This window comes from Brevibacillus laterosporus (assembly GCF_030489605.1).
Taxonomy (GTDB): domain Bacteria; phylum Bacillota; class Bacilli; order Brevibacillales; family Brevibacillaceae; genus Brevibacillus_B; species Brevibacillus_B laterosporus_E.
The window spans coordinates 113,328-136,407 of record NZ_JAUKFY010000002.1; the positions used below are offsets into that span (position 1 = coordinate 113,328).

Annotated in this window: 28 protein-coding genes; 25 read left to right on the forward strand and 3 right to left on the reverse strand. The window is 41.8% G+C overall.

All coding sequences use genetic code 11. From position 1 onward, the window contains the following. The first annotated feature begins 20 nt into the window (after nt 1-20). The 3 genes from QZ995_RS02360 to QZ995_RS02370 all read left to right on the forward strand — a co-directional run bounded on the left by QZ995_RS02360 (nt 21) and on the right by QZ995_RS02370 (nt 2,996). Nucleotides 21-845, forward strand: coding sequence for a LysM peptidoglycan-binding domain-containing protein (locus tag QZ995_RS02360; protein WP_301802537.1), 825 nt, complete (start codon nt 21-23; stop codon nt 843-845). 66 nt (nt 846-911) lie between these two features. Further along, nucleotides 912-1,823 (forward strand): NAD(P)/FAD-dependent oxidoreductase, encoded by a 912-nt coding sequence (locus QZ995_RS02365; RefSeq protein ID WP_301802539.1) that lies wholly within the window; start codon nt 912-914, stop codon nt 1,821-1,823. 582 nt (nt 1,824-2,405) lie between these two features. Continuing rightward, on the forward strand, nt 2,406-2,996 hold the full coding sequence (locus tag QZ995_RS02370) for a genetic competence negative regulator (protein ID WP_003338497.1): 591 nt from the start codon (nt 2,406-2,408) through the stop codon (nt 2,994-2,996). A 66-nt stretch (nt 2,997-3,062) separates the two neighbouring features. On the opposite strand, the gene QZ995_RS02375 is transcribed toward QZ995_RS02370, so the two are convergent. Continuing rightward, a complete protein-coding gene (locus QZ995_RS02375; protein WP_301802553.1) occupies nt 3,063-3,821 on the reverse strand; it encodes a PIG-L deacetylase family protein in 759 nt (252 codons plus the stop codon). Nucleotides 3,822-4,117: 296 nt separating this feature from the next. Here QZ995_RS02375 and QZ995_RS02380 point away from each other — a divergent pair, with 296 nt between their 5' ends. Then, the gene (locus QZ995_RS02380; RefSeq protein ID WP_064017164.1) at nt 4,118-5,392 is read left to right on the forward strand and encodes a Glu/Leu/Phe/Val family dehydrogenase; all 1,275 of its coding nucleotides are present in this window, start codon (nt 4,118-4,120) and stop codon (nt 5,390-5,392) included. 150 nt (nt 5,393-5,542) lie between these two features. Here the strand turns inward: QZ995_RS02380 and QZ995_RS02385 are convergent, their stop codons facing one another. Continuing rightward, the gene (locus QZ995_RS02385; RefSeq protein ID WP_003338500.1) at nt 5,543-6,514 is read right to left on the reverse strand and encodes an asparaginase; all 972 of its coding nucleotides are present in this window, start codon (nt 6,512-6,514) and stop codon (nt 5,543-5,545) included. An 88-nt stretch (nt 6,515-6,602) separates the two neighbouring features. On the opposite strand from QZ995_RS02385, the gene prsW reads away from it, so the two are divergent. From prsW to QZ995_RS02465, 16 genes are all read left to right on the forward strand, one after another. Next, nucleotides 6,603-7,277, forward strand: coding sequence for a glutamic-type intramembrane protease PrsW (prsW, locus tag QZ995_RS02390; RefSeq protein WP_301802558.1), 675 nt, complete (start codon nt 6,603-6,605; stop codon nt 7,275-7,277). A gap of 23 nt (nt 7,278-7,300) precedes the next feature. Beyond that, nucleotides 7,301-7,465, forward strand: a complete 165-nt coding sequence (locus QZ995_RS02395; RefSeq protein WP_197490605.1) for a hypothetical protein — start codon at nt 7,301-7,303, stop codon at nt 7,463-7,465. Next, nucleotides 7,395-8,120 carry a cell wall hydrolase gene (locus tag QZ995_RS02400; protein ID WP_301802562.1) on the forward strand — a complete coding sequence of 242 codons (726 nt, stop codon included), beginning with the start codon at nt 7,395-7,397 and terminating at the stop codon, nt 8,118-8,120. Before QZ995_RS02395 ends, QZ995_RS02400 begins: the two co-directional genes overlap by 71 nt. A gap of 30 nt (nt 8,121-8,150) precedes the next feature. Next, the gene (gene ypeB, locus QZ995_RS02405; protein ID WP_301802563.1) at nt 8,151-9,527 is read left to right on the forward strand and encodes a germination protein YpeB; all 1,377 of its coding nucleotides are present in this window, start codon (nt 8,151-8,153) and stop codon (nt 9,525-9,527) included. A gap of 113 nt (nt 9,528-9,640) precedes the next feature. Then, nucleotides 9,641-10,324, forward strand: coding sequence for a flagellar brake protein (locus tag QZ995_RS02410; RefSeq protein WP_301802565.1), 684 nt, complete (start codon nt 9,641-9,643; stop codon nt 10,322-10,324). Nucleotides 10,325-10,358: 34 nt separating this feature from the next. After that, complete coding sequence (locus QZ995_RS02415; RefSeq protein ID WP_301802568.1) at nt 10,359-10,544, forward strand: DUF5359 family protein; 186 nt, start codon at nt 10,359-10,361, stop codon at nt 10,542-10,544. Nucleotides 10,545-10,663: 119 nt separating this feature from the next. Beyond that, a complete protein-coding gene (gene cmk / locus QZ995_RS02420; protein ID WP_003338507.1) occupies nt 10,664-11,314 on the forward strand; it encodes a (d)CMP kinase in 651 nt (216 codons plus the stop codon). A 14-nt stretch (nt 11,315-11,328) separates the two neighbouring features. Beyond that, on the forward strand, nt 11,329-11,922 hold the full coding sequence (locus tag QZ995_RS02425; RefSeq protein ID WP_301802571.1) for a lysophospholipid acyltransferase family protein: 594 nt from the start codon (nt 11,329-11,331) through the stop codon (nt 11,920-11,922). Nucleotides 11,923-12,099: 177 nt separating this feature from the next. Then, the gene (rpsA, locus tag QZ995_RS02430) at nt 12,100-13,281 is read left to right on the forward strand and encodes a 30S ribosomal protein S1 (protein WP_301802574.1); all 1,182 of its coding nucleotides are present in this window, start codon (nt 12,100-12,102) and stop codon (nt 13,279-13,281) included. A gap of 176 nt (nt 13,282-13,457) precedes the next feature. Next, nucleotides 13,458-14,114 (forward strand): YphA family membrane protein, encoded by a 657-nt coding sequence (locus QZ995_RS02435; RefSeq protein WP_301802576.1) that lies wholly within the window; start codon nt 13,458-13,460, stop codon nt 14,112-14,114. A gap of 8 nt (nt 14,115-14,122) precedes the next feature. Then, complete coding sequence (locus tag QZ995_RS02440; RefSeq protein WP_301802578.1) at nt 14,123-15,037, forward strand: YIEGIA family protein; 915 nt, start codon at nt 14,123-14,125, stop codon at nt 15,035-15,037. Continuing rightward, complete coding sequence (locus QZ995_RS02445; protein WP_301802579.1) at nt 15,034-15,216, forward strand: capping complex subunit for YIEGIA; 183 nt, start codon at nt 15,034-15,036, stop codon at nt 15,214-15,216. The genes QZ995_RS02440 and QZ995_RS02445 overlap by 4 nt, the downstream gene beginning before the upstream one ends. Before the next feature lie 55 nt (nt 15,217-15,271). Further along, a complete protein-coding gene (der, locus tag QZ995_RS02450) occupies nt 15,272-16,585 on the forward strand; it encodes a ribosome biogenesis GTPase Der (protein WP_301802580.1) in 1,314 nt (437 codons plus the stop codon). A gap of 18 nt (nt 16,586-16,603) precedes the next feature. Continuing rightward, the gene (plsY, locus tag QZ995_RS02455; protein ID WP_301803175.1) at nt 16,604-17,209 is read left to right on the forward strand and encodes a glycerol-3-phosphate 1-O-acyltransferase PlsY; all 606 of its coding nucleotides are present in this window, start codon (nt 16,604-16,606) and stop codon (nt 17,207-17,209) included. Between the two features lie 12 nt (nt 17,210-17,221). Then, the gene (locus QZ995_RS02460; protein WP_437124707.1) at nt 17,222-18,256 is read left to right on the forward strand and encodes an NAD(P)H-dependent glycerol-3-phosphate dehydrogenase; all 1,035 of its coding nucleotides are present in this window, start codon (nt 17,222-17,224) and stop codon (nt 18,254-18,256) included. Nucleotides 18,257-18,339: 83 nt separating this feature from the next. Next, a complete protein-coding gene (locus QZ995_RS02465) occupies nt 18,340-18,603 on the forward strand; it encodes a stage VI sporulation protein F (protein WP_301802582.1) in 264 nt (87 codons plus the stop codon). 133 nt (nt 18,604-18,736) lie between these two features. Here QZ995_RS02465 and QZ995_RS02470 read toward each other — a convergent pair whose 3' ends face one another. Next, nucleotides 18,737-19,300, reverse strand: a complete 564-nt coding sequence (locus QZ995_RS02470; RefSeq protein ID WP_301802584.1) for a hypothetical protein — start codon at nt 19,298-19,300, stop codon at nt 18,737-18,739. A 149-nt stretch (nt 19,301-19,449) separates the two neighbouring features. Here QZ995_RS02470 and QZ995_RS02475 point away from each other — a divergent pair, with 149 nt between their 5' ends. The 5 genes from QZ995_RS02475 to spoIVA all read left to right on the forward strand — a co-directional run bounded on the left by QZ995_RS02475 (nt 19,450) and on the right by spoIVA (nt 22,697). Further along, entirely contained in the window at nt 19,450-19,614 is a 165-nt protein-coding gene (locus QZ995_RS02475) for a DUF2768 family protein (protein WP_301803181.1), read from the forward strand. A gap of 11 nt (nt 19,615-19,625) precedes the next feature. After that, nucleotides 19,626-19,925 (forward strand): 2Fe-2S iron-sulfur cluster-binding protein, encoded by a 300-nt coding sequence (locus tag QZ995_RS02480; protein ID WP_301802586.1) that lies wholly within the window; start codon nt 19,626-19,628, stop codon nt 19,923-19,925. A 15-nt stretch (nt 19,926-19,940) separates the two neighbouring features. Continuing rightward, nucleotides 19,941-20,285, forward strand: a complete 345-nt coding sequence (locus tag QZ995_RS02485; RefSeq protein WP_301802587.1) for a 2Fe-2S iron-sulfur cluster-binding protein — start codon at nt 19,941-19,943, stop codon at nt 20,283-20,285. A 10-nt stretch (nt 20,286-20,295) separates the two neighbouring features. After that, on the forward strand, nt 20,296-21,012 hold the full coding sequence (locus QZ995_RS02490) for a hypothetical protein (RefSeq protein ID WP_301802589.1): 717 nt from the start codon (nt 20,296-20,298) through the stop codon (nt 21,010-21,012). 206 nt (nt 21,013-21,218) lie between these two features. Then, a complete protein-coding gene (gene spoIVA, locus QZ995_RS02495) occupies nt 21,219-22,697 on the forward strand; it encodes a stage IV sporulation protein A (protein ID WP_301803185.1) in 1,479 nt (492 codons plus the stop codon). Nucleotides 22,698-23,080 lie beyond the last annotated feature (383 nt).

Below are 23,080 nucleotides of genomic sequence, written 5' to 3' on the forward strand. Positions count from 1 at the left end.
CAAGAAGGGGAGGAAATAAGATGGAAGGTAGAGATGGTGACAAGCAAACAGCGGAGCAGCAGGACACCCTGCTTGGCTTACCTCCTAGAAAAACGAGGATCAAAAATAAAAAACAAGCCCAAAAAAAGCAAGCAAGTCGCATAAGCGCAGAAAAACAAGCAGCAAAGAGTGAGAACGAAGTGTCTAAGGAGCAAGTAAAAGCCTCGTCTACACTCGCAAGTGGAGGGGGATGGAAAATCATTGTTCCGTTAGCGGGAGCAATAGTCGTGGCAGGTGTATTATTCATCTGGAAGGAGATGAATTCGACACAACCGGCGTTAATTTTTAGCGGTCACCAGACGCGGACAGATGCGATTGCTTCGGGAACAGGAGTTTCCGTAACAGGACCTGAACCACTCGTAAATAAGGAGGGTACAGATCAAGCAAATGTGACAAAGCCTGAAATGCAGCCGCAGCTAGAGGTTAAGAAACCAGCAAATAATTCAGCACCTGGGCAGGAAGGGGATAAAGGGGGGGTAGGTACACAGGCTGCTGTTACATCTGCGGCTAAACCTACTAGTACCTCGGCCCCAACCACTAATAAAACTACTGTTGAGCAGAAAACTAGCCCAGCTTCAGTTCTAGCTCCGGCTTCAAGCAAGCCTGAAACAACGATAAGCGAGGAAAAACCTGCTAAAAAAATTAAAAGTAAATTGTACAAAGTTAAAAGAGGAGATAATTTACATAAAATTTCCCGGGCTTACTATGGAAATAATAATGGGGTAAAACGAATCGCAACTTTTAATGGTCTTGATACAGAAGCCCCATTAATAGAGGGAAAAACACTTTACATTCCTGTAGATTAGTGAAAGGTAATCATGTTAATCGCCTAAAATGGTTACTCTAGAGAGAGAAACTGTTAGGAGGGACTCATGATTTACGACACCATCGTGATTGGAGGCGGAATTGCTGGCTTACAAGCAGCAATTCAGCTCTCGCGAAGCTTACATAAGGTTTTAGTTATTGATAAAAAATCGGGGAGATCGACTTTAGCGCGCAAATACCGCAACATATTGGGTTATCCAGAGGGTGTCAGTGGATTGGAACTGAGAACGCAGGGAGAAATTATGGCCAAGCGTTTTGGAGCCACATTTATTCAAGATGAAGCAACATTTTGTGAGCAGAATCAGGAGCATATTTTCTGCGTGACCACAAGAGAACATAAGGAAACCTTTATGGCAAAGACATTACTAATTGCCACGGGAATTACTGACCCATTGCCGGATATTCCAGGATTGGCTGAGTGTTTAGGAGAGTCCATTTACATTTGCCCCGATTGTGATGGCTATGAAGTCCAACAAAAGCGTACAGTAGTAATTGGTTCTGGCAAGCAAGCTTTGCAAACGGCACAGGAATTAAAATACTACACACAAGATATCGTGATTATTAATCATTCGCTAACATCGCTGGATAAGGAGGATCAAATCAGGGCTAATGAATGGGGGGAATACTATAGAGAGGATGAGATCGTTTCTATAGAACAGCAGAATGGTCAATTATCATTAATTAAATTACGCTCTGGTGAAGCAATTACAGTAGAACGAGGTTTTTTAGCTTTTGCCGGAGCACATGTTAATTCAGACCTACTCCAAGCTTTTCAAATTAAACTATTACCCCAAGGACATGTTCAGGTAGATCCACGAACCAAGGAAACAAATCATCGCAATATCTGGGCAGCAGGAGACGTCAATGCTCACTCTCAACAAGTTACGATCTCAATGGGAGACGGCTCTCAGGCTGCTATTTGGATACACAAGCGTTTATTGGAGCTGGCACAAGAATAAAACATCGCCATAATATGGGCTTATGATATGACGTTATAATCTTCCGCACTTGATGAGAAACGATGAGGAACAGGCGTTGGGAAAAAGCTCATAAGTTTTCTGGAAGCAGTAACGTCATTTTTTTTGTCCCATGCATATTGTGGAATAAAAGATCATATTGAACATGATGCAATGAGTTGTATAAATACATATCAGTTGGGCATATTCTCTTTACATGAAACGAACTGCTAGAATATTACGTATAAGTATATAAATGAGTCTGTCCTAGATGTTTATTCTTTCCTGGGAAAGCGCAACTTTTGACAAGAATACCTCAGATTTCCGCTAGATTGACGATTTATGTCGGAAAGAGAGTAGTAGGAAAAACTCCAATATCTATGTTCTTGTCTCACAATGTGGTATTATACAAGAATGGATGAATTATAATTACAGCAGGATTATAGCTTAAGGAGAGTTTGTCTAGTAAGAATGAAATAGATATTTTTTTAAGCCAGATTATTCTATTTATAGATGTATGTACGGAACAATTACATGCTTCTTAACATACGTTGTAATAGGACTGGATGGTGAGGAGGGACAGTCATGCGAGTTGAACGCCTTGGCCAAGACAAGATAAGAATTTTTTTAACCTTTGACGATCTTACGGAGCGAGGTATTGAAAAGGAAGACATGTGGCGTGACATTCCTAAAGTTCATGAGCTGTTTAATGATATGATGGAGCAGGCTTATGATGAGCTTGGATTTGAAATATCTGGTCCAGTTGCTGTAGAAGTCTTTGCTTTACCTGCCCAAGGAATGGTAGTCATTGTCACTCGTGGCAAAACAGGAATCACTGCTGAAAAAGATGAAGAAGATGATGTATACGAAATGGAAGTTACTTTAGAAGAGAGTGACTTAATCATATATGCTTTCCGTGATTTTGAACATGTCGTAGAGGTAGCTCACAGAATTAATGCCTTTTTAACATATGGAGGCAGCTTATATTCTTATCAGGATAAATACTACCTTGTGTTAGAGGATGTAGAGCTTGAACAGGAGCGTTACCAGCACCTCATTGCGATTTTATCGGAATATGGTGAGGCAAATCCGATTACTGTATATGTGTTAGAAGAATACGGAAAGTCGATTATGCCTGATGACGCTGTTAAAGAAATCGCTCGATATTTTCGTTAATATGAAGAGAAGGACACCTATGTGCGTAAGTTATATGGTGTCCTTCTTTTTTATGCTGTCATTTTTTTATTGGATACCGGCAAACAAGTCTGATTCTTTTTCTGTAGGCTGATAGTTGGGCAAGTTGTGCCATGCCAATAGATAATAATTAGTGGTTGGTACGTTTTTATAATCATGAGAGGTTATGCCTGGAAAGACTCGCTCGACAGATAAATGCTGGGTTTTATGTGCTAGTAAAGCTTTCGCTATCTGCTCTCTATAGGGCTTTTGATCGATGATAGTTGTAATATCCTCCAGTAAATCTCCATTGGTAGGCGTACCATTTTTACTCGTAAAGGGAGCAGTTAACGGGATGGTTGCATGATATAGCTTACGTACACTTGAAGAATCGTCTAGCAGGTGATCCACAACATACTGAGTAGCCTTAGACATCGCTATATGATCAGGATGACCCGATATCCCATGCGGAGCAAACGTAATTAAAATTTGTGGTTGCTCCTCATCAATCATTGCTTTTATATGGGCAGCAAGCTCTTCGATGGGAGAATTGCCTACCAGTTTATCCTCGTAATCTAATACCGCAACCCGATCCACACCTAAGATGTCACAGGCATGGCGTAATTCGGCTTCTCTATATGCGGGCAGCTCCTCTTGTGTGCATAGTGGTGGTGACCCCGCTTTGCCTGCCTGACCTCTTGTAGCACACAGGAGAGTTTGGCGTACATTTCCTTGGTCCGTATAAAAAGCAATCGTGGCACCGGAGGCAAATGTCTCGTCGTCTGGATGTGCATAAATTAGTAGAATTCCTTTTTGTGTTGTCAACAAATTCACACTCCTAATAGCCTTTTCTATTTGTTATTATGACATAGGTTTGCCCAATCGAATACAAAAGAAAGCACATTGAAGTGCAAGTAACCCTTTTCATTTTAATAAAAGAGGAGTATGCTTTGGCTGTAGGAAAGTTTAGTGACAAGCGAGAATTTCTGTTTTTTCTAGAAAGTTCTTATAAATAAGGAAAAAGCAGAATTTTTACTTCTCTTTCAGGTATTGACCGTGTATACTGAACGATGGATTTACTGAACATAACTTTTTGAGGTGATTATACAATGGGGAATCACGAAATGGTAACCAACAACACTGAAACTGCGCAACAAAAAGAAAGTATGAATCTTTTGGCTTCGACGCAGACGGTGATTAAGGAAGCACTAGAAAAACTAGGTTACCAAGAGTCGATGTACGAACTGTTAAAGGAGCCTTTGCGAGTCCTGACTGTTCGCATCCCAGTTCGAATGGACAATGGCGAGACTAAAGTGTTCACAGGCTATCGTGCACAACACAATGACGCTGTAGGTCCAACAAAAGGCGGAATACGTTTTCATCCTGAAGTTACAGAGGATGAAGTGAAAGCGCTTTCCATCTGGATGAGCTTGAAAGCGGGAATTGTTGATTTGCCTTATGGTGGAGGAAAAGGCGGAATTATTTGTGATCCGCGTGAAATGTCCTTCCCTGAATTAGAGCGTCTTAGCCGTGGTTATGTACGCGCTATCAGTCAACTAGTTGGACCAACGAAAGACATTCCTGCTCCAGACGTATTTACCAATTCACAAATCATGGCTTGGATGATGGATGAGTATAGCTGCATTCGTGAGTTTGACTCTCCAGGATTTATTACAGGTAAACCTATTGCATTAGGTGGTTCTCATGGTCGTGAAACCGCTACAGCAAAGGGAGTAACGATCTGCATTCGTGAAGCTGCTAAGAAAGCAGGTATCAACCTGGAAGGTGCTCGAGTGGTTGTACAAGGCTTTGGTAATGCAGGAAGCTATTTATCTAAATTCATGCATGATGCAGGTGCTAAAGTGGTAGGTATCTCTGATGCTTATGGAGCTCTATACGATCCAAATGGTTTGGATATTGATTACCTTTTAGATCGTCGTGATTCCTTTGGTACCGTTACCAAACTATTTACTAATACCATTTCCAATAAAGAACTATTGGAATTGGATTGCGATATTCTTGTACCGGCTGCTATTGAAAACCAAATCACAGCCGATAATGCACATAACATCAAAGCTTCTATTGTAGTAGAAGCAGCCAATGGACCAACTACTTTGGAAGCTACAAAAATTTTGACAGAACGCGGCATTTTGTTAGTGCCTGACGTACTGGCTAGCTCTGGTGGTGTAACAGTATCGTACTTTGAATGGGTACAAAACAACCAAGGGTACTATTGGACAGAAGAGGAAGTAGAAGAGAAGCTAGAACGTGTGATGGTGCGCTCGTTTGAAAACGTCTACCAGACTTCTCAAACGCGCCGTGTAAATATGCGCTTAGCTGCTTATATGGTAGGCGCTCGTAAGATGGCGGAAGCATCACGTTTCCGCGGATGGGTGTAAGATATTATGAAGAGCCTTCTTGGTTTAATGCCAAGAAGGCTTTTTTTATCATTTTAAATGAGCAGAGATGAATGGTAGAATAAACCAAAAGAGCCGCGCAGAAAGGAAATATCTATTTCTACGTGGCTGTTATCCATATACACTAAGCTTTTAGTGATCGAAGCAATCCTGCAATTTGGTTGAATCAACGGTTTGCTGCAAGGCTACCAACAGCTTTAAACGGGCCTTTTGTCCATTTAATCCGTTTGAAAAGATCATACCCATGTCTTTTAATTGACGGCCTCCGCCTTCATATCCGTATAGGTCTTGTACCTGTCCATTGTAGCAACGAGAAACTACTACAATAGGTACATTTCGCTGTAATAGCTCCTTTAATACAGGAAGGATCATTGGAGGCAGGTTTCCTAATCCGAATGCTTCAATTACCATTCCGTCAATTTTTTGGTCTAATAAAAAGTGAAGCCAGGCAGGGTCCATACCAGTGACCGCCTTAATAAGCGGTACATTTCCATCCGCATGCGATATTTCATAAAACTCGCGTGAAAGTGGAGCATGATGGTACTGGATGGATTTCTTTGAGATAGTTCCAATCGGCCCGTAGGAGGGGGATTGGAAAGTAGCTACATTAGAGGTATGGGTCTTGGTTACGTGTCGGGCTGCATGAATTTCGTCATTAAAAACAACAAGTACACCTTTGTTGCGACTGCTTGGGTCGATAGCCGTGCGAACGGAAGAAATTAGATTGACTGGACCGTCAGCTCCTAATTCGTTGCTAGATCGCATAGCGCCTGTTACGACAATCGGCACGGTTACTGGCAGAGTAAGGTCAAGGAAGTATGCGGTTTCTTCGAGGGTATCGGTACCATGAGTAATAACGATGCCGTCGTAAGTATCCTGTAACAGCTCTTGCTCAATGATTTCCCGTAGTTTATTCATAATAGCAGGCGTCATGTGTGGGCTTGGTAGATTAACGAAATCTTTCATGACAACATCAGCATATTTACTTAAATAGGGAAGATTGTGATTTAGGACATGCTCGTCTAACGGTTTAACGCTTTCTGTACCTTCTTCAACTGACATTGCAATGGTACCGCCTGTATTTATCACTAGCACTTTTTTCATAGGGCTCTCTCTCCTGTTGCGGGTTTTCATATATTATCTTTCATGGTACGATGAATAGGGAACCTATGTAAAGGAGCAAACAAGAAATATGATTCCGTTAATTGGTGCAGCTTTGGCGCCAGGACTTGCTTTGCTGTGTTATTTTTATTTGCGCGATAACTTAGAGCCTGAGCCAATTTCAATGGTGGTGCGCTCTTTTATTTTTGGTATCTTGCTTGCTTTTCCCGTAATGGTGTTGCAATATATTTTTCAAAATGAGTGGGGCATCGATTCCGTCTGGTTTAACACGGTAATTTCACCTGCGGTTGTGGAAGAATTTTTTAAATGGTTAGTTGTATTTCATACCGCATATAAGCATGTAGAGTTTAACGAGCCGTATGATGGTATTGTCTATGCTGTAGCGGTTTCCCTTGGTTTTGCGACGCTTGAAAACTTTTTGTATCTCGTGATTAACGGAAAGCAAGTTGCCATGTGGCGTGCATTATTACCAGTTTCTAGCCATGCTTTGTTCGGTATCTATATGGGCTATTACATGGGTAGAGCCAAATTTGCAAATGCCAACGAGAACCCACTGTGGTTATTATTTGTCTCTTTAATGCTGCCAATGTGTTATCATGCGATTTACAATTTTATTTTTCTATCTGTTAATTATTGGTTGTTTATGGTCGTGCCATATATGGCAATACTTTGGTGGTTTGGAATGAAAAAAGTAGAACTGGCTCACGATATCAGTTCTAAAAATATATACAATCGTCCACAATAAAGGTTGTGAGGAGGCGACTGTAATTGTTCAAAACCCAGCGATCTAAAATCATGATACGGTGCAACCAATGCGGCGAAAGATTTATCTTGCGTGGTCGCCCAGGCATGGAAGGAAAAGTTGACACAGGATTTAAGCAATGTATCTGCGACAATCAAGAAAAATTCGATATTACCCATCTGGAAGAATGAAAGAGACTGGTATTTACTGGTCTCTTTCTTTTTGTATAAACATGATTTCCCTCACGAACAATACAGACAAGGAAAGGAAATTTACCGGTCTGAAGGAGGAAATCCAATGAGGAGTAAAGAGGTCAAAACATGGAGGCTAATGGTTGCAAGTACTGTTGTAGTGATCTGTACGGCATTCTATTTAATACTTGCTACTACCCCACCCCAAGTGGTGCATCAGCACGCAGTTCAGCCGATTGAATCCAAGGTAACACCAGTGGCAACTACCACAGCACAAAAAACGTTTTCAGCTTCACAGCTATCAGAAAATGACCTTAAGCTAATGGCAAATGCGGTCTTTGGTGAAGCGCGTGGAGAACCTTACATCGGGCAAGTAGCGATTGCGGCCGTAATCATAAACCGGACAAAGAGCTCATCGTTTCCCAATACGCCCTCCGCTGTTATTTTTGAACCTCGTGCTTTTACTGCGGTAGCAGATGGTCAGATTTACTTAACCCCGAATGAAAATGCGAAAAAAGCCGTGAAGGATGCTTTAAAGGGGTGGGACCCTACAGAAGGATGTACCTATTATTTTAATCCCGAAACAGCTACATCCAAATGGATATGGGGGCGTCCTCAGGTAAAAAAAATCGGTAAACATATATTCTGCCGCTAACCAATACAACAGAAGAAGGAGGATCTAGAAATGGTTTATGGTGCAATTTCACGAGTGCTGTTTCCAGTATGTTTAATCGGATTGGTCGGTGTTGGTGTTTGGGGCTATCAGGAACACAACGAAAAGAACAGCATACTAATCAAAGCAGAGAATCAATACCAAAGAGCCTTCCATGATTTAAACTTTCATATGAATAAACTGCATGATGAGTTAGGAAAATCTGTTGTATTAAACACACGCAAGCAATTAGCTCCGTGTCTTACGAACGTGTGGCGTTTAGCCTATACCTCGCAAAACGACGTCGGTCAACTTCCTTTGACGCTAATGCCATTCAATCACACAGAAGAATTTTTGTCCAAGGTAGCAGATTTTTCTTATGAAGTAGCCGTGAGAGATTTAAATCAGCATCCGTTGAGTGAAAAAGAGTATAAAACACTCAATAAACTGTACCAGAACTCTAAGCAAATCCAAAAAGAATTATCTGGTGTGCAAACGAAGGTTATTGATAGTAAATTGCGCTGGATGGATGTAGAAACAGCCTTGGCTAAACAGCAACAGCCTGGTGATAACACCATCATTGACGGTTTTAAAACGATTGACAAAAAAGTGCAGGAATTCCCTGAAATGGAATGGGGCATGACGGTTCAAAATATGGAAACGAAACGCCAGCAACGCATTAAGGGCATATCAGGAAAACCAGTTAGTGAACAGCAAGCGATCGATATTGCCAAAAAATTCGTTGGTAAAAATTCGTCTGGTGACAAGGTTTCTGTAGAAAAGAACGGAAAAGGCATGCAATACAATGCTTACAGTGTCCGTATAACAGGTAAAAATGCGAGTCCAATCAATATGGATGTAACCAAAAAAGGCGGAAAGGTTGTCTGGTTATTAAACGAAAGGGAAGTCAAACAAGCAAAATTGAACTTAGATCAGGCGGAAAAAAGTGCTAAGAAGTTTCTAAAAGAAAAGGGATACGGCGACATGGTAGCGACGGAACGAGATACATACGGAGGGATAGGGGTATTTACGTTTGTGCCAAAAGTGGAAGGCGTACTCATTTATCCTGATTCCGTAACGGTCAAAGTAGCGCTTGATAATGGAGATGTAAATGGGTTTCATGCTGTCGAATATTTATTTAATCATAAGCAGCGCATAATTCCAAAAGCAAAGGTTTCCGCCAAGCGCGCAAGAACTATGATCAATCCGCATGTTAAGGTTAACGATTCTAGACTTGCCATGATTCAAGGAAAAAATAACGGGAAAGAAGTATTGGCATATGAGTTCTCTGGACAATTTGAAAATGATGTCTATATGATCTATATCAATGCCCAGACAGGTGAAGAAGAGGATGTAATAAAAATGAGTGTAGGCGAGCAAAATATGCCAAATTATGGCGAAAATGCTTAAGAGGATAAGAAAGAGCACAAAGAAGTTTGTCTAAAGGCAAACTTCTTTGTTTGCTGTATGGATATCAGCGTGTGTATAATGTTGGAAGAGGGTGAGAAGGGGAGGAAATAAGAGTGAGTGTGCTACCTCAAGTAGGACAAGTGATGCGTCTATCTCTCGCGTCCTTGTCAGAAGAGCAAAGCAAGATAGTGTATAAGACTAGAGTAGCAGATTATTCTGAAAAGAACTTTGCAATTGAATTACCCATCGACGAGGAAACAGGCAGAACGAAGCCGCTTCCAATTGGAACGACCTGTTTGGTATGGTATGTTGGACAGGATGGCTCGCGTTTTGATTTTGAAACCAAAATTGTTGGTACCAAACAAGAAAATATTCCAATGCTTTTAATGGAGAAAGTGCCAAAGGAGCAGATTGTCCGCACGCAACGCAGAGGCTATTTGCGAGTACCTGCAAGCTTTGAGGTCTCTGTTAGCTACCCAAGCTTTCGAGGAAAACAGAAGTTCCTAGCCAAGACGCTGGATATTAGTGGTGGTGGTCTAGCCTTTGCATGTCCTAAGAACCATATCTTACAAGAAGAGCAGGAAGTAAATATGTGGATTAGTTTGCCAGCTAAAGCAGGGACTGTTAGTCATGCCTTTGCCAAAGCGCAGGTAGCACGCGTTCAGGAGCAGGAGCTGAGTGACTTTAATTGGATATCCCTGCAGTTTACAGCCATATCGGAAGCAGATCGAGCTAAAATTGTTCGTGTATGCTATGAACGTCAATTGGAAATAAGACAAAAAGGTATAGTTGAATAACGATTGACTATCAACAGAAGAGGAGCGTTACTCCATGAAAAAATCTACGTTTGATGCTCGCTTTATATTGCTGTCCAGTCGTTTAGAGAGATATCTTATCAAAGCTATTATCATTTTTATTACTTCTTTACTGTTGGCTCAAACTATTTTAACATGGGGTACCATTCGCCCTTATTTCGTTCGCGTTGAGAGATTGGAGGGCATTCCAGCCATCCGCTAATTTGCTTCATATGCGCTACTGTGGTACAATATACCATAGCTTGGCTTCGACGAACTGTCTTCGCTCGAGGCTTTTCTTCATTATTAACGTATTTAAACTCTAGTAGGTGAATTTACATAATGAATATTGCAATTGATGGACCTGCTGGTGCAGGGAAGAGTACCGTAGCACAACTTGTGGCTGCTGCATTACAGTACGTTTATATTGATACAGGAGCGATGTATCGAGCTTTGGCTTGGGCTGTATTAAAGAACGGCACTGCAATTGAGGATCAGGAATCCGTTGCAAGCCTCCTACAGCAAGCCAAGATTGAGCTGAAGCGCACAGAGGAAGGACAGCGTGTGTATTGGGATCATGAGGATATCACTCATCAAATTCGCACACAGGAAGTTAGCAATTATGCTTCGGTAGTGGCGAGTTACCCAGCGGTTCGTGCTACGATGCTGATTCTACAACGTGAGATGGCTCAGCAAGGAAACGTGGTTATGGATGGACGTGATATAGGTACTCACGTGTTACCTGAAGCAGAGGTGAAGATCTTTCTGACAGCTTCCATAGAAGAGCGGGCTACACGTCGTTTTGGCGATCTTCTTGCTAAAGGAGAGCAACCTGATATAAACGAATTACAAAAGGAAATTGCAGAGCGTGATAAACGTGACCGTGAGCGAGAAACAGCCCCACTCAAGCAGGCAGATGATGCTATCTTATTAGATACCACGGGCATGCCGCTAGATGAGGTTGTTAATAAAATTCTTGCGCTTTGCAAATGATTGGGTGAAATACATTGATTCTTTATAAATTTTTTCGAGTTATCTTCCGTATTGTGCTTAAAGGATTATACCGGTATGAGTCGATTGGATATGAGAATGTGCCAAATGAAGGTCCAGTCATTCTATGCTCTAATCATATCAGTAATTGGGACCCGCCCTTACTAGGATGTGGAATAGATAGACAAGTCAGTTATATGGCAAAAGAAGAATTGTTTAGGTTTCCTGTTTTGTCCCACGTATTGAAAAGCTTTAACGCTATTCCCGTTAAGCGCGGTGGTAATGACCGTGGTGCGATTCGTGCTACGCTACAGGTTCTGGAGCAGGGAAAGGTCTTTGGTATTTTTCCAGAAGGAACGCGAAGCAAAACCGGAGAATTAGGCGAGGGAAAGACGGGAGTAGCGATGTTTGCTCTCAAATCAGAGGCAGCTATCGTCCCTGTGGCAATCATTGGACCATACCGTTTGTTCCACAAAGTAAAGGTCGTGTATGGAAAGCCAATTGATATCTCGAAGTACCGAGAGGCAAAAAGCAGCAGTGAAACGATGCGCGAGGTAACGCAGGTGATTATGAGCGAGATTCAAAAATTGAAAGATACTCATCAACAGTAGCACAGTTACATTTCTGGAATTTGTATGATTTTTCCAGTATCGTCATATACTAATAGCTACTCTCCTGCTTAAAATTTGGAAGACCACACGCCATTGGCGGGGTTTAATATATTTTGTTCACAGATTGGCTTCAATAACACTTACATGTCAATGTTGGCATTCGAGGAGGTTTGTTCAATGGTCGATGGCACAGATAACAACGTAAGTCTAACAGATGTTCAAACTCTGTCCGTAGGGGACATTGTGAAGGCAAAAGTGACAAAGGTAGAAGAGAAACAAGTATTGGTCGATGTAGGCTACAAATATGATGGTCTTATCCCAATCAGTGAGCTTTCTGGTCTTCATGTGGAAAAAACTTCTGATATTGTTTCAGAAGGCGATGAGTTTACTGTAAAAGTAACAAAACTGAATGAAGAAAAAGAAGAGCTGGTTGTTTCGAAAAAAGCGGTGGACGCTCAAATAGCATGGGAAGAACTAGCTAAAAAGCAACAAAACAATGAAACGATCGAAGCAGAAGTGAAAGACGTAGTAAAAGGTGGACTTGTAGTTGATGTAGGTCTGCGTGGTTTTATCCCTGCTTCTATGGTAGAGCGTCATTTTGTAGAGGATTTTAGCGATTACAAAGGACGTACGCTCACGCTAAAAGTTATGGAATTGGATCAAGAAAAGAACAAGGTGATCCTTTCTCATAAAGCTGTATTAGAAGAAGAGGCCAAAGCGAGCAAAGGCAAAGTGCTGGATAGCATCGAAGCTGGAAATATTCTTGATGGTACTGTGCAACGCCTGACTGATTTTGGCGTATTTGTTGATATCGGCGGTGTAGACGGGCTGGTACATGTGTCCGAATTAGCTTGGGAGCATGTAGAAAAGCCTGCTGACGTAGTAAAAGAAGGCGACAAGGTCAAAGTGAAGGTTTTGAAGGTGGATAAGGAAAACGAGCGCATCAGCTTGAGCATGAAAGAAGCGCAACCAGGTCCTTACCATGATATTGCTGAGAAGTTCAAAAAAGGTGACGTGATTACTGGTACGGTGAAACGTTTAACCGGTTTTGGTGCATTTGTAGAGATTGCTCCTCATGTAGAAGGCTTAGTGCATATCTCACAAATCGCAAACCGCCGCGTCAAATCACCTAGCGAGGTATTAAAAGAAGGGCAAGAAGTAAATGTAAAGGTCCTTGAAATCAATCCTGCCGAGCAACGTGTAAGCTTAAGCATTCGCGCGGTACAAGAAGATCGCGAGGAAGAAACGGAACGTATATCTCGTAAAGAACTGCAACAATATACACAAGACAACAATCAACAGGGTATGGGTGTAACGCTGGGTGATTTGTTCGGCGACCTACGTGACAAGTTAAAATAAACACGTAAATACCGTAATATACGAGAAAGAGGCAAGTACTCGTTAATCATTAGATTAATGGAGTGGCTTGTCTCTTTTTTAGTAGATTTTTCCAAATGGGGTTACTTGGCCTGCATCTGAGTCATACTAGGATTACTTACCTATTAAGCCTAGTTAACTAATGAAGGTGTTGTCAGATGAATGATGGAACAATAGCCATGATTGTAGAGTGGACGCTGCTTTGCATGGTATGGATGGGACTTACTGACCGTTTTTTACATCAAATGGGCTGGAAGCGTTCAACAGCGTTGTTGATTCTAACGGTTTTTCTTGCAACAAGCTACAGTGAGTGGCGACTTTTTCTTCTGCCTGTAGAGGTAAATGTGAGCGGGATGCTTCTCCCATTATTGCTGGGAGGGACATTATGGTACCATCTCAAAAAGAAACGGCGAAAGTATATGATAACGAGTGCTATCCTTCTAGCCTTTGCTCTGTTTTTGTTGCGTAAATTGTTTTTTTGGGACCCGGTGCTTTTATTCATAGATGAGGTAATGATTTTACCGGTTCTTTGTGTCATTTTGTGTTTTATTGTGACTAGGTATGCCATCTACCATTGGTTTTTACTGTGTGTCGCTTTTCCGTTATCAGATGCGTTATATCAGGCTTCTTTTCTATCCCTTACAGAGCGCTGCATTATTGGAGGAGAATACCAGCAGGATTTATTTTGGACGGCATTCGCCTTGTGGTCAGGCTGTTATTTGGTGATTCAATTTCTTCAAAAAACGGGTGTGGCCTTGCGCACAAGAATTGCCCCTTTGATTCGGTTTAAATCAAAATCTCCTACGAACAGGTGAAACAACATATGATCAAAGAATTGCTTTCAAATGAGTACGTAGTCCCCCTTTTGCTTGGAATTCTCGCTGGGATTATCACACGGCTGTATTTACTGCGGACCGATTATCGGCAATATCCTACCTATCCTCATGGTAAGCTAATTCATGTCGCGTTAGGAATTATTGCTTCTGGATTAGGTGCGGTTGCGGTACCATCCTTTTTAAAGGAGGACTACACAGCGATTACGTTTTTAGCCCTTGCTGCTCAACAGTTTAGGGATGTTCGGAACATGGAACGAGCAACCTTGTCAGAAATAGATAAGCACGAACTCGTTCCACGGGGAGGGAGTTATATTGAAGGAATTGCGATGGTTTTCGAGGGACGTAATTATCTGGTCATTTTCGCTGCATTTTGTACTACGTTCGCTACAGTGTTGTTCAATTGGTACGGAGGAGTATTGGCAGGGATAGTCGTTTTATTGATTTCTCGTTCGTTTAAATCGGGAAAATCATTGAAGTACATAGCGGACGTAGTACCATCATCTATTCGTCTCGATGGCGTGAATTTATATGTAGACGACATTTATATGATGAATGTAGGGTCACCCGAAGCCCAGGCCATCATTAGGGAGCGAGGTGCAGGGTATATACTGATTCCTAAGAATGCCAATGCAAAGGTAACGATTGCACATCCAGGACAACGCCAGGCTATTCTTCACGATGCCTCAACCATTTTAGGAATTTATTCAGACGAGGGGGAGCCTTCTCTTACTCCTTTGGTAAAACGAGATTTGAAATCGGGTCGCATGGGGATTTTCCTGTTACCCTATGAGCAAGGAATTGAAAAAGGGAAGAGTGTACTTGAAAATACGCCTGTTATTGAAAGTGCCATTCGCATGCCTAGTGAAGCTAAGGTAAATCAGCCAAAGGGGAGTTCATCATGAGTGCTGGTATTGTGGCGGTCATTACAACTAGAAAAGGAGATATAGCAGGGGGAGCGCCTATCTTTTTTGCCAAGGATAATCAAGAGATGCAAGATATCGCGTTTACACTAGAAAAAATAACAGATGCAATGATTCATCAAATTACACCAGAAATCCTGGTCATTGTTAGGCACAAGTAGAATATGGTATGATTAATAGATGAAATAAGCTAGCAGAGAGAGAGTGTTGTGTAGTATGGGATTACCAGTAGTTGCAATCGTAGGCCGCCCAAATGTAGGGAAGTCAACGATCTTTAATCGATTGATCGGCGAAAGAGTTGCTATCGTAGAAGACAAGCCAGGGGTTACACGTGACCGTTTATATGGAAAAGGTGAATGGTTAAATCGTGAATTTCACGTCATTGATACAGGTGGAATTGAATTTGCTGAGACGGATCAAATTTTAACGCAAATGCGCTATCAGGCAGAATTGGCTATTGATGAGGCGGATGTTATCATTTTGATCGTTGATGTACGCTCTGGAGTCACAGATGCTGATTTAAATGTAGCTCGTATGTTAAACCGGACAGGAAAGCCAATTGTATTAGCTGTCAACAAAGTAGATAATTTTGAGATGCGTAATGATATTTATGAGTTTTATCAATTGGGCGTAGGAGAACCATTCCCAATCTCAGGATCGCATGGTCTTGGTTTAGGCGATATGCTAGACGAGGTTTTCCATCACTTGCCTCCTGTGGATGCAGAGGAGAAGCGGGATGATGTGATTCGTGTGTCTATCATTGGACGTCCTAATGTAGGGAAATCCTCTTTAACCAACGCAATTTTGGGTGAAGAGCGGGTAATTGTCAGCGAGATCGCAGGAACAACACGCGATGCGATTGATACGCCGTTTGAACGTGATGGGCAGGAGTACGTGCTAGTGGATACAGCCGGTATGCGTAAAAAAGGCAAAGTATACGAGGGCACCGAGAAATATAGCGTAATGCGCGCGCTTAAAGCGATAGAGGATTCTGACGTTGTATTGGTAGTAATCAATGGAGAAGAAGGCATCATCGAGCAAGACAAGAAGATTGCCGGATACGCACATGAGGCTGGTCGTGGAGTTATCATTGTAGTGAACAAATGGGATGCCTTGGAAAAAGATGATAAAACCATGCAACGTTTTACAGAGCTGATCCGCGAAGAGTTTAAATATTTATCGTATGCACCGATTCTTTATGTTTCTGCGAAGACAAAACAACGTGTTCATACCATTTTACCTAAAGTAAATGCTGTAGCAGATTCACATACAATGCGAGTGAACACTTCGGTCTTAAATGATTTGATTACGGATGCTACAATTATGGCACCTCCGCCAACAGACAGAGGAAAACGTCTTAAAATCAATTATACGACACAGGTTGCTGTTAAACCACCAACGTTTATCGTGTTTGTAAATGATCCTGAGTTAATGCATTTCTCCTATGAAAGATATTTAGAAAATAAAATTCGCGGTGCGTTTGAATTTGAAGGAACGCCAATCCGTATTTTAACCCGCAAGAAAACATAGGGAGTGGAGAATGCAATGATGGTATTGATTTCTCTGGTCATCAGTTATTTGCTTGGTTCTGTCAGTTTCAGCTATTTAGTCGCAAAAAAAATAGCTGGTATTGACATCCGAAGTCATGGCAGTGGGAATGCCGGAGCGACTAATACGCTTCGTGTTCTAGGTAAAGGACCGGCGATTGTGGTTTTACTTTTGGATCTGCTAAAAGGCGTGATAGCCATGTACATAACTCATTGGCTTACTGATGGAGATAGTGTGGCGTATGCTTTTTCTGGAATATTAGCGATCGTTGGGCACAATTGGCCCATTTTTTATGGATTCCGTGGCGGCAAAGGCATTGCTACAACTGTTGGGGTAGCTTTGGCCTTATCGCCACTAGCATTTTTGATTTGTACGATTCTGACTATTATTTGTATTGCTATTACCAAGTATGTCTCTGTGGGGTCGTTGCTTTTTGTTACTTTATTTCCTATCTTGATTTGGTTTTTTAAACAGGACATTTACATTTTCTTGATTACCTTAGCCATTCCTGCATTGGCTTATTATCGGCATTATTCCAATCTGGTTAATCTATGGAACGGAACAGAACGTAAACTTGGTGATAAATCGAATAGGAAACTAAGCTGAGTGGAGGGAAGAATGTTGACCAAGCGCATAGCAGTGATTGGAGCAGGCAGTTGGGGCACAGCCCTAGCTTCAGTCTGTGCAGCGAATGATTTCCAAGTGACATTATGGGTTCGAGATCCCAAAAATGCACAAGAGATCAACACAAACCATACCAACGAAAAGTACTTACCAGGCATCACCTTACCCGACACGATCGTTGCAGATACAGACCTACAACAAGTGGTTGCAGAAAAAACTGCTATTATCTTGGCATTACCTTCAAAGGCAATGCGTGAGGTAGTAAAGCAAATATCTCCGTGGCTAAACCCTGATGTGACGCTTATTCATGCAACCAAAGGCTTTGAGCTGGAGAGCCTAAAACGCATGTCAGAAGTGATCAGAGAAGAGGTGCCTAAGGAAATTGGCGATCGCGTTGTGGTGTTAACAGGACCAAGTCATGCTGAAGAAGTAATTCAAAAATCACCAACAACAGTCGTTGTAGCTTCCGAGTGTGAGGAAAGCATGCTTAAAGCCCAGGATATTTTAATGAATTCCTACTTCCGTGTATACACCAATCCTGACATGATCGGTGCTGAAATTGCAGGTGCCTTAAAAAATATTATTGCACTCGGAGCTGGTCTTAGCGACGGTTTAGGATATGGAGATAATGCCAAAGCTGCATTGTTAACCCGTGGTTTGGCCGAAATAGGACGTTTAGGTGTAAAATTGGGTGCTAATCCTTTAACGTTTGCTGGACTTGCAGGAGTAGGAGACTTGGTGGTGACGTGTACCAGTAAGCACAGCCGTAACTGGCGAGCTGGTTATATGCTAGGCCAAGGAAAAAATCTTGATGAAGTTCTTGCTCATATGGGAATGGTTGTCGAAGGAGTGCGCACCACTAAGGCTGCAAAAGCACTGGCTGAAAGAGAAGGCGTGGAGATGCCCATCACCAAGGTGTTTTATCAGGTGTTCTTTGGGGATTGCTCCCCCCGTCAGGCAGTAGAAGAGCTGATGGGAAGAGGGCGCAGACTTGAGCTGGAAGATATCGTTCGTTATAAGGATAAATAGGCATTACACCAATTTTGCTCCCGCTTCATACGCTAAAGAGAGTACCCATTGTGATAATTGGGACGTATGAGGAGGAGTTACACATGAATAAGCGACTATCTAGAAGTTTGTTGAACAAGTTAACGGGCAAGACGAACATTGATCAATCGCAGCTGTTCCAGCTTGCTAGTTCTTTTAATAAAGAGGATCTACAAGATGATCAGAAGCTGCGTCAGTTGATTCAGATGGTTTCCGTGATGAGCGGAGTTGCCATAAGTTCAGACAAAGAAGAAGAGATTATGGGAATGGTTCAAAATGGCTCCTTTAATCCGGATGATCTCTCCGGAATGCTTGATAAAATGAAATAGGCTCCTTTTGTTCATAAATGGGCCACTGAGCTAGTTCCCAGCCTTCTACAATCACATAGAGTAAAATAGGAACAATCATGGCTCTACAGGGACATGGCTGCTCTATCCAATCAAGAAAAAAAGAGGGGGAATATTACCCCTCTTTTTTTCGTTTGCCAGAATCGCTTGATGATTGAGTTAAAAGACTTTGCACCAGAGGTGATTGCAGCAATCCCAGCAATTGGCCGATGTCTAGTCCGCTAAATGGGTTTGACGTATTCTCTTGAGCGGGAGCTTTTTCTTCCATCTCCTCCTCATCGTCAAAGAGGAAGGCAGATTCATGTTGTTGCTTTTTATTCGAGCTCTCTTCACTCGCTGATTTTACGTCCTCGCTTTTATTTACCTTCCTAAACGATTCCAACATCTCCATCGCACCGAAGATCGATTCCATTGTATCTTCCATCTGGCGAATAGTTGAGCTAATCCCTTTAATGTTGCTTCTCACCTTGGTGACAGAGGTGCGCAAATCAAGGTTGCTTAGGATATCCAGCGATGGCAGCTTTGATAAAAGTCCCTTTTTTTGAACAGTTTCTGCCACTACAGGTTCTTTTACAGCGATATTAACATTTTCCTTTACTTTTTTGGCTTTATTGGCACTCGGACGAGAAGGTTTTTTATTAATGGTGACATAAGGATTTCGCCATTTTCGCTTACTCATGCAGCTCCCTCCATATGGGCGTGGATTATCTCAATATCCTATGCGACTGCTCTTAAATAGGTTCTTGACCCGGATAATTATGCTATAATCAGGCTAAAAAGAAAAAGTAAAGGACGCAGAAGAATATGTACATTGACCCCATGACTAAAATGAATATTTCGCTTCTTGCGATTTTTCTTATGTTTGTGTGCAATTTACTCTTGTTATTCTCACGTAAAAAAGCGGGGACATTCCTAGGTATTATTCTGAAAATCTTGGCATTTTTCATGCTGTTGATTGTGTTTGGAATGATCTTAATCGTATTACTAGTCTAGGAGATGGTAGAATGAAAGAATTGACATTGGTTACCAAGCTTGGAGAGTCTCATGAAGTCATAATTGAAAAAAATATGACTATTGTAAAATTGGCAAAAAAAAATAAAATCCAATGGGGTCATGCATGCGAAAGAGGTATCTGCGCACAATGCCGTACAAAGGTTTTGGAAGGAGCAGAATTTCTTAATGAAGTCACAAAAGAAGAAAAGCTGCGTCTAAAAAAAGCAGAGCGTCAGGACCATTATCGTTTGGGGTGTCAAATCCAAGTACAGGAAGAGGGCCCCATTCGATTGTGGCATGTCCCATATTAAAGTGAGGGAGCAGATATGCCAAAAGTAACATTTTATCCGAGTAAAAAAACCATAAAAGCTCGTCCTGGGCAAACAGTATTGCAGCTCTCCCGAGTAGCTCGTGTAGCGATACCTACCCGTTGTGATGGAAATGCTGCTTGTTTGTTATGCAAAGTAACGATTGAGAAGGGAGCAGTCTCACCGTTATCAGCTAGTGAAGAACGCAAATTAGCCGAGCGTGATAAAGCAAGGGGTATGCGTTTAGCTTGTCAGGCCCGCGTGCTGGAGGAAGACCTTGTAGTGCGTATTCCTGAGTCAAGATGGAAATCAGTTGTGGAGAAAGCCTTGGAGCGTCAACGCCTCGAGGAGGAAGAATGGTAGGAGGAACAGCATGATTCAGAAGAAGGTTATATTATTTACTCTTGTACTTTTGCTTTCCAGTTTCGTAAGCGGTTGCTTATACCCAGCAGATCGAAAATCGGAGAATCAGGTACCGCATCCAATTTATGTAGAACAAACGCAAAAAGCAGTAGAACAACTTCAAGAGCAATCCGGAGTGTTACCTATTGTCACGAAGGATGCATCAACGCCTTACTTTGAAAAGTATGAGGTGGATTTTACCAGACTGGTTCCAAAGTACATGCCAGATGCCCCGGCCAATGCTTTTGAAAAAGGGGGGAACTTTAAGTACGTCTTGATTGATGTGGAAGAAAAACCATTGGTAAAACTCATTAATTTACCTACAGTTAGTCTCGTGGCGGATGTTCAGCAAGCAGTTATTCGCTATCAAATTTCTCAAGATAAGCTACCTATTAAGGAGCATATAAGCAATGGTTATTTTTCCATTCGCTATGACCTTATCGGCATAAAAGAGCCCGTAATTCATAGTCCCTATACACAAAATACTCTCTCATTAATCGTGAATGCGAAAGGTGAAGTGGGCATCGATTACGCCATTGATATTGCAACGCTGCTACGTGAGAAGAAATGGAATGTGCCAAAGGGTACAGATCCACGTTATGTATTAGCACGGGAAACATTTTTCGTACCTGTGAAGTCCTTTCCTTACAAGCTGGTGAATCAAGAACCAGAATTATTGCAATTATAAGCCATAGTAGGAAAAAGACAGGAATAATGAACGGGCGTCTGCATATTGCAGGCGTCTTTTTTTAGTTCTAAAAATAGTTTCTATTCATATATTGATACTGTCCACAACACTTGTACAAAAAAGATTATTAAAAATGTTCGAAATCAGGGATAAATAAGAAAAAGAGCCATAGATTTAAATAGACAATCACAAGGAGGTTTTCGATGGTGGAACGAATCGATATCTTTAAAGACATAGCAGAACGTACGGGCGGTGATATTTATCTTGGCATTGTGGGTCCTGTCCGTACTGGGAAGTCAACATTTATCAAACGTTTTATGGAGCAAGCGGTCATTCCTAATATTCCATCCGAGGCAGATCGTATTCGTGCCACGGATGAACTACCGCAAAGTGCTTCCGGCAAAACCATCATGACGACCGAGCCTAAATTTGTTCCAAACCAAGCTGTACAAATAAACGTAGCAGAAGGGCTTAATATAAATGTACGCCTTGTGGATTGCGTAGGATATACAGTAGCTGGAGCAAAGGGGTTTGAGGATGAGAATGGTCCTCGCATGGTTAATACGCCTTGGTATGAAGAACCAGTCCCATTTGAAGAGGCGGCGGAAGTAGGAACGCGGAAAGTCATCCAAGAGCATTCCACCATCGGAATCGTCGTTACAACAGATGGTAGCATTGCTGAAATACCTCGTGAAGGCTATGTGGATGCCGAAGAGCGTGTAGTATCTGAATTGAAGGAAGTAGGCAAGCCTTTTGTGATCTTAATTAATTCCACCCGCCCCCGCTCGGAAGAAACCCAAGCATTACGTCTCGAACTTCAAGAGAAATATGATGTTCCGGTTGTGGCTCTCTCTGTTGATTCAATGACAGAGTCGGAAGTTCTCTTGATTCTAAAAGAAGTATTATTTGAATTCCCTGTACATGAGGTAAACGTAAATCTGCCAAGCTGGGTCATGGTGCTTGAAAGCGGCCATTGGTTGCGTCAGAACTATGAGGAAGCAGTAGGAGAGACCGTTAAAGATATTCGTCGTCTGCGCGATGTGGACCGTGTAGTAGGACAATTTAACGAATATGAGTTTATTGAAAAAGCCGCATTAGCCGGTATGGATATGGGACACGGTGTAGCAGAGATTGATTTGATAGCTCCTGATCATCTGTATGACCAAATCCTGATGGAAATCGTTGGCGAGGAGATTAGTGGCAAGGATCATTTATTACGAATTATGCAAGAATTTGCCCATGCAAAACGAGAATACGATCAAGTTGCAGAGGCACTGCATATGGTTCGTTCCACCGGCTATGGAATTGCGGCTCCATCCTTGCATGAAATGACATTGGATGAGCCAGAGATGATTCGGCAAGGACCGCGCTTCGGCGTTCGTCTTAAGGCTACAGCTCCATCTATTCACATGATTCGTGTTGATGTGGAATCTGAGTTTGCCCCGATTATAGGAACTGAGAAGCAGAGTGAAGAGCTGGTCCGATACCTGATGCAAGATTTTGATAAAGATCCGCTGGCGATTTGGAACTCCGATATTTTTGGCAGGTCCCTGCATTCCATTGTACGAGAAGGTATCCAAGCCAAGATTTTGATGATGCCTGATAATGCTCGCTATAAGCTGCAAGAGACTCTTGGACGTATTATTAACGAAGGCTCTGGAGGACTCATTGCCATCATCTTATAAAGGTAAAGGTGAAACCAGTATAGATAGACCCTGTTCTTTCTTTGTAGAATGAGAGAGGAGAACAGGGTTTTTTGCTATGGAAGAAAGAAAATATAAATCGACAAATGGAAGGAATCCCATATATATTATTTTTTGAGTTTGATTGAAAAAGCAACAGATTTTTTCATTTTTTAAATAATAAGTGATGAATGTTTTTTAGGTGCTATCGTGTTTTTTTAACCAGTGTTCTCCTGCTAGAGAACTGTTTTTCGCATTTTGATGTGGAAAAGTCTTGTAAAAATAAAATCTCTGTATTACTATAAGCTTGTCAGAAGGCATAATTACGCCATTCTGCGTATAAAATTAGCTGAATCTGTTAAGACATGTAATACCATCTGTGCAAC

Coding starts and splice junctions, on each gene's coding strand:
- QZ995_RS02360 (WP_301802537.1), top strand. CDS start 21: ATGGAAGGTAGAGATGGTGACAAGCAAACAGCGGAGCAGCAGGACACC.
- QZ995_RS02365 (WP_301802539.1), top strand. CDS start 912: ATGATTTACGACACCATCGTGATTGGAGGCGGAATTGCTGGCTTACAA.
- QZ995_RS02370 (WP_003338497.1), top strand. CDS start 2,406: ATGCGAGTTGAACGCCTTGGCCAAGACAAGATAAGAATTTTTTTAACC.
- QZ995_RS02380 (WP_064017164.1), top strand. CDS start 4,118: ATGGTAACCAACAACACTGAAACTGCGCAACAAAAAGAAAGTATGAAT.
- QZ995_RS02385 (WP_003338500.1), bottom strand. CDS start 6,514: ATGAAAAAAGTGCTAGTGATAAATACAGGCGGTACCATTGCAATGTCA.
- prsW (WP_301802558.1), top strand. CDS start 6,603: ATGATTCCGTTAATTGGTGCAGCTTTGGCGCCAGGACTTGCTTTGCTG.
- ypeB (WP_301802563.1), top strand. CDS start 8,151: ATGGTTTATGGTGCAATTTCACGAGTGCTGTTTCCAGTATGTTTAATC.
- QZ995_RS02415 (WP_301802568.1), top strand. CDS start 10,359: ATGAAAAAATCTACGTTTGATGCTCGCTTTATATTGCTGTCCAGTCGT.
- cmk (WP_003338507.1), top strand. CDS start 10,664: ATGAATATTGCAATTGATGGACCTGCTGGTGCAGGGAAGAGTACCGTA.
- rpsA (WP_301802574.1), top strand. CDS start 12,100: ATGGTCGATGGCACAGATAACAACGTAAGTCTAACAGATGTTCAAACT.
- QZ995_RS02435 (WP_301802576.1), top strand. CDS start 13,458: ATGAATGATGGAACAATAGCCATGATTGTAGAGTGGACGCTGCTTTGC.
- QZ995_RS02440 (WP_301802578.1), top strand. CDS start 14,123: ATGATCAAAGAATTGCTTTCAAATGAGTACGTAGTCCCCCTTTTGCTT.
- QZ995_RS02445 (WP_301802579.1), top strand. CDS start 15,034: ATGAGTGCTGGTATTGTGGCGGTCATTACAACTAGAAAAGGAGATATA.
- der (WP_301802580.1), top strand. CDS start 15,272: ATGGGATTACCAGTAGTTGCAATCGTAGGCCGCCCAAATGTAGGGAAG.
- plsY (WP_301803175.1), top strand. CDS start 16,604: ATGGTATTGATTTCTCTGGTCATCAGTTATTTGCTTGGTTCTGTCAGT.
- QZ995_RS02460 (WP_437124707.1), top strand. CDS start 17,222: ATGTTGACCAAGCGCATAGCAGTGATTGGAGCAGGCAGTTGGGGCACA.
- QZ995_RS02465 (WP_301802582.1), top strand. CDS start 18,340: ATGAATAAGCGACTATCTAGAAGTTTGTTGAACAAGTTAACGGGCAAG.
- QZ995_RS02470 (WP_301802584.1), bottom strand. CDS start 19,300: ATGAGTAAGCGAAAATGGCGAAATCCTTATGTCACCATTAATAAAAAA.
- QZ995_RS02475 (WP_301803181.1), top strand. CDS start 19,450: ATGAATATTTCGCTTCTTGCGATTTTTCTTATGTTTGTGTGCAATTTA.
- QZ995_RS02480 (WP_301802586.1), top strand. CDS start 19,626: ATGAAAGAATTGACATTGGTTACCAAGCTTGGAGAGTCTCATGAAGTC.
- QZ995_RS02485 (WP_301802587.1), top strand. CDS start 19,941: ATGCCAAAAGTAACATTTTATCCGAGTAAAAAAACCATAAAAGCTCGT.
- QZ995_RS02490 (WP_301802589.1), top strand. CDS start 20,296: ATGATTCAGAAGAAGGTTATATTATTTACTCTTGTACTTTTGCTTTCC.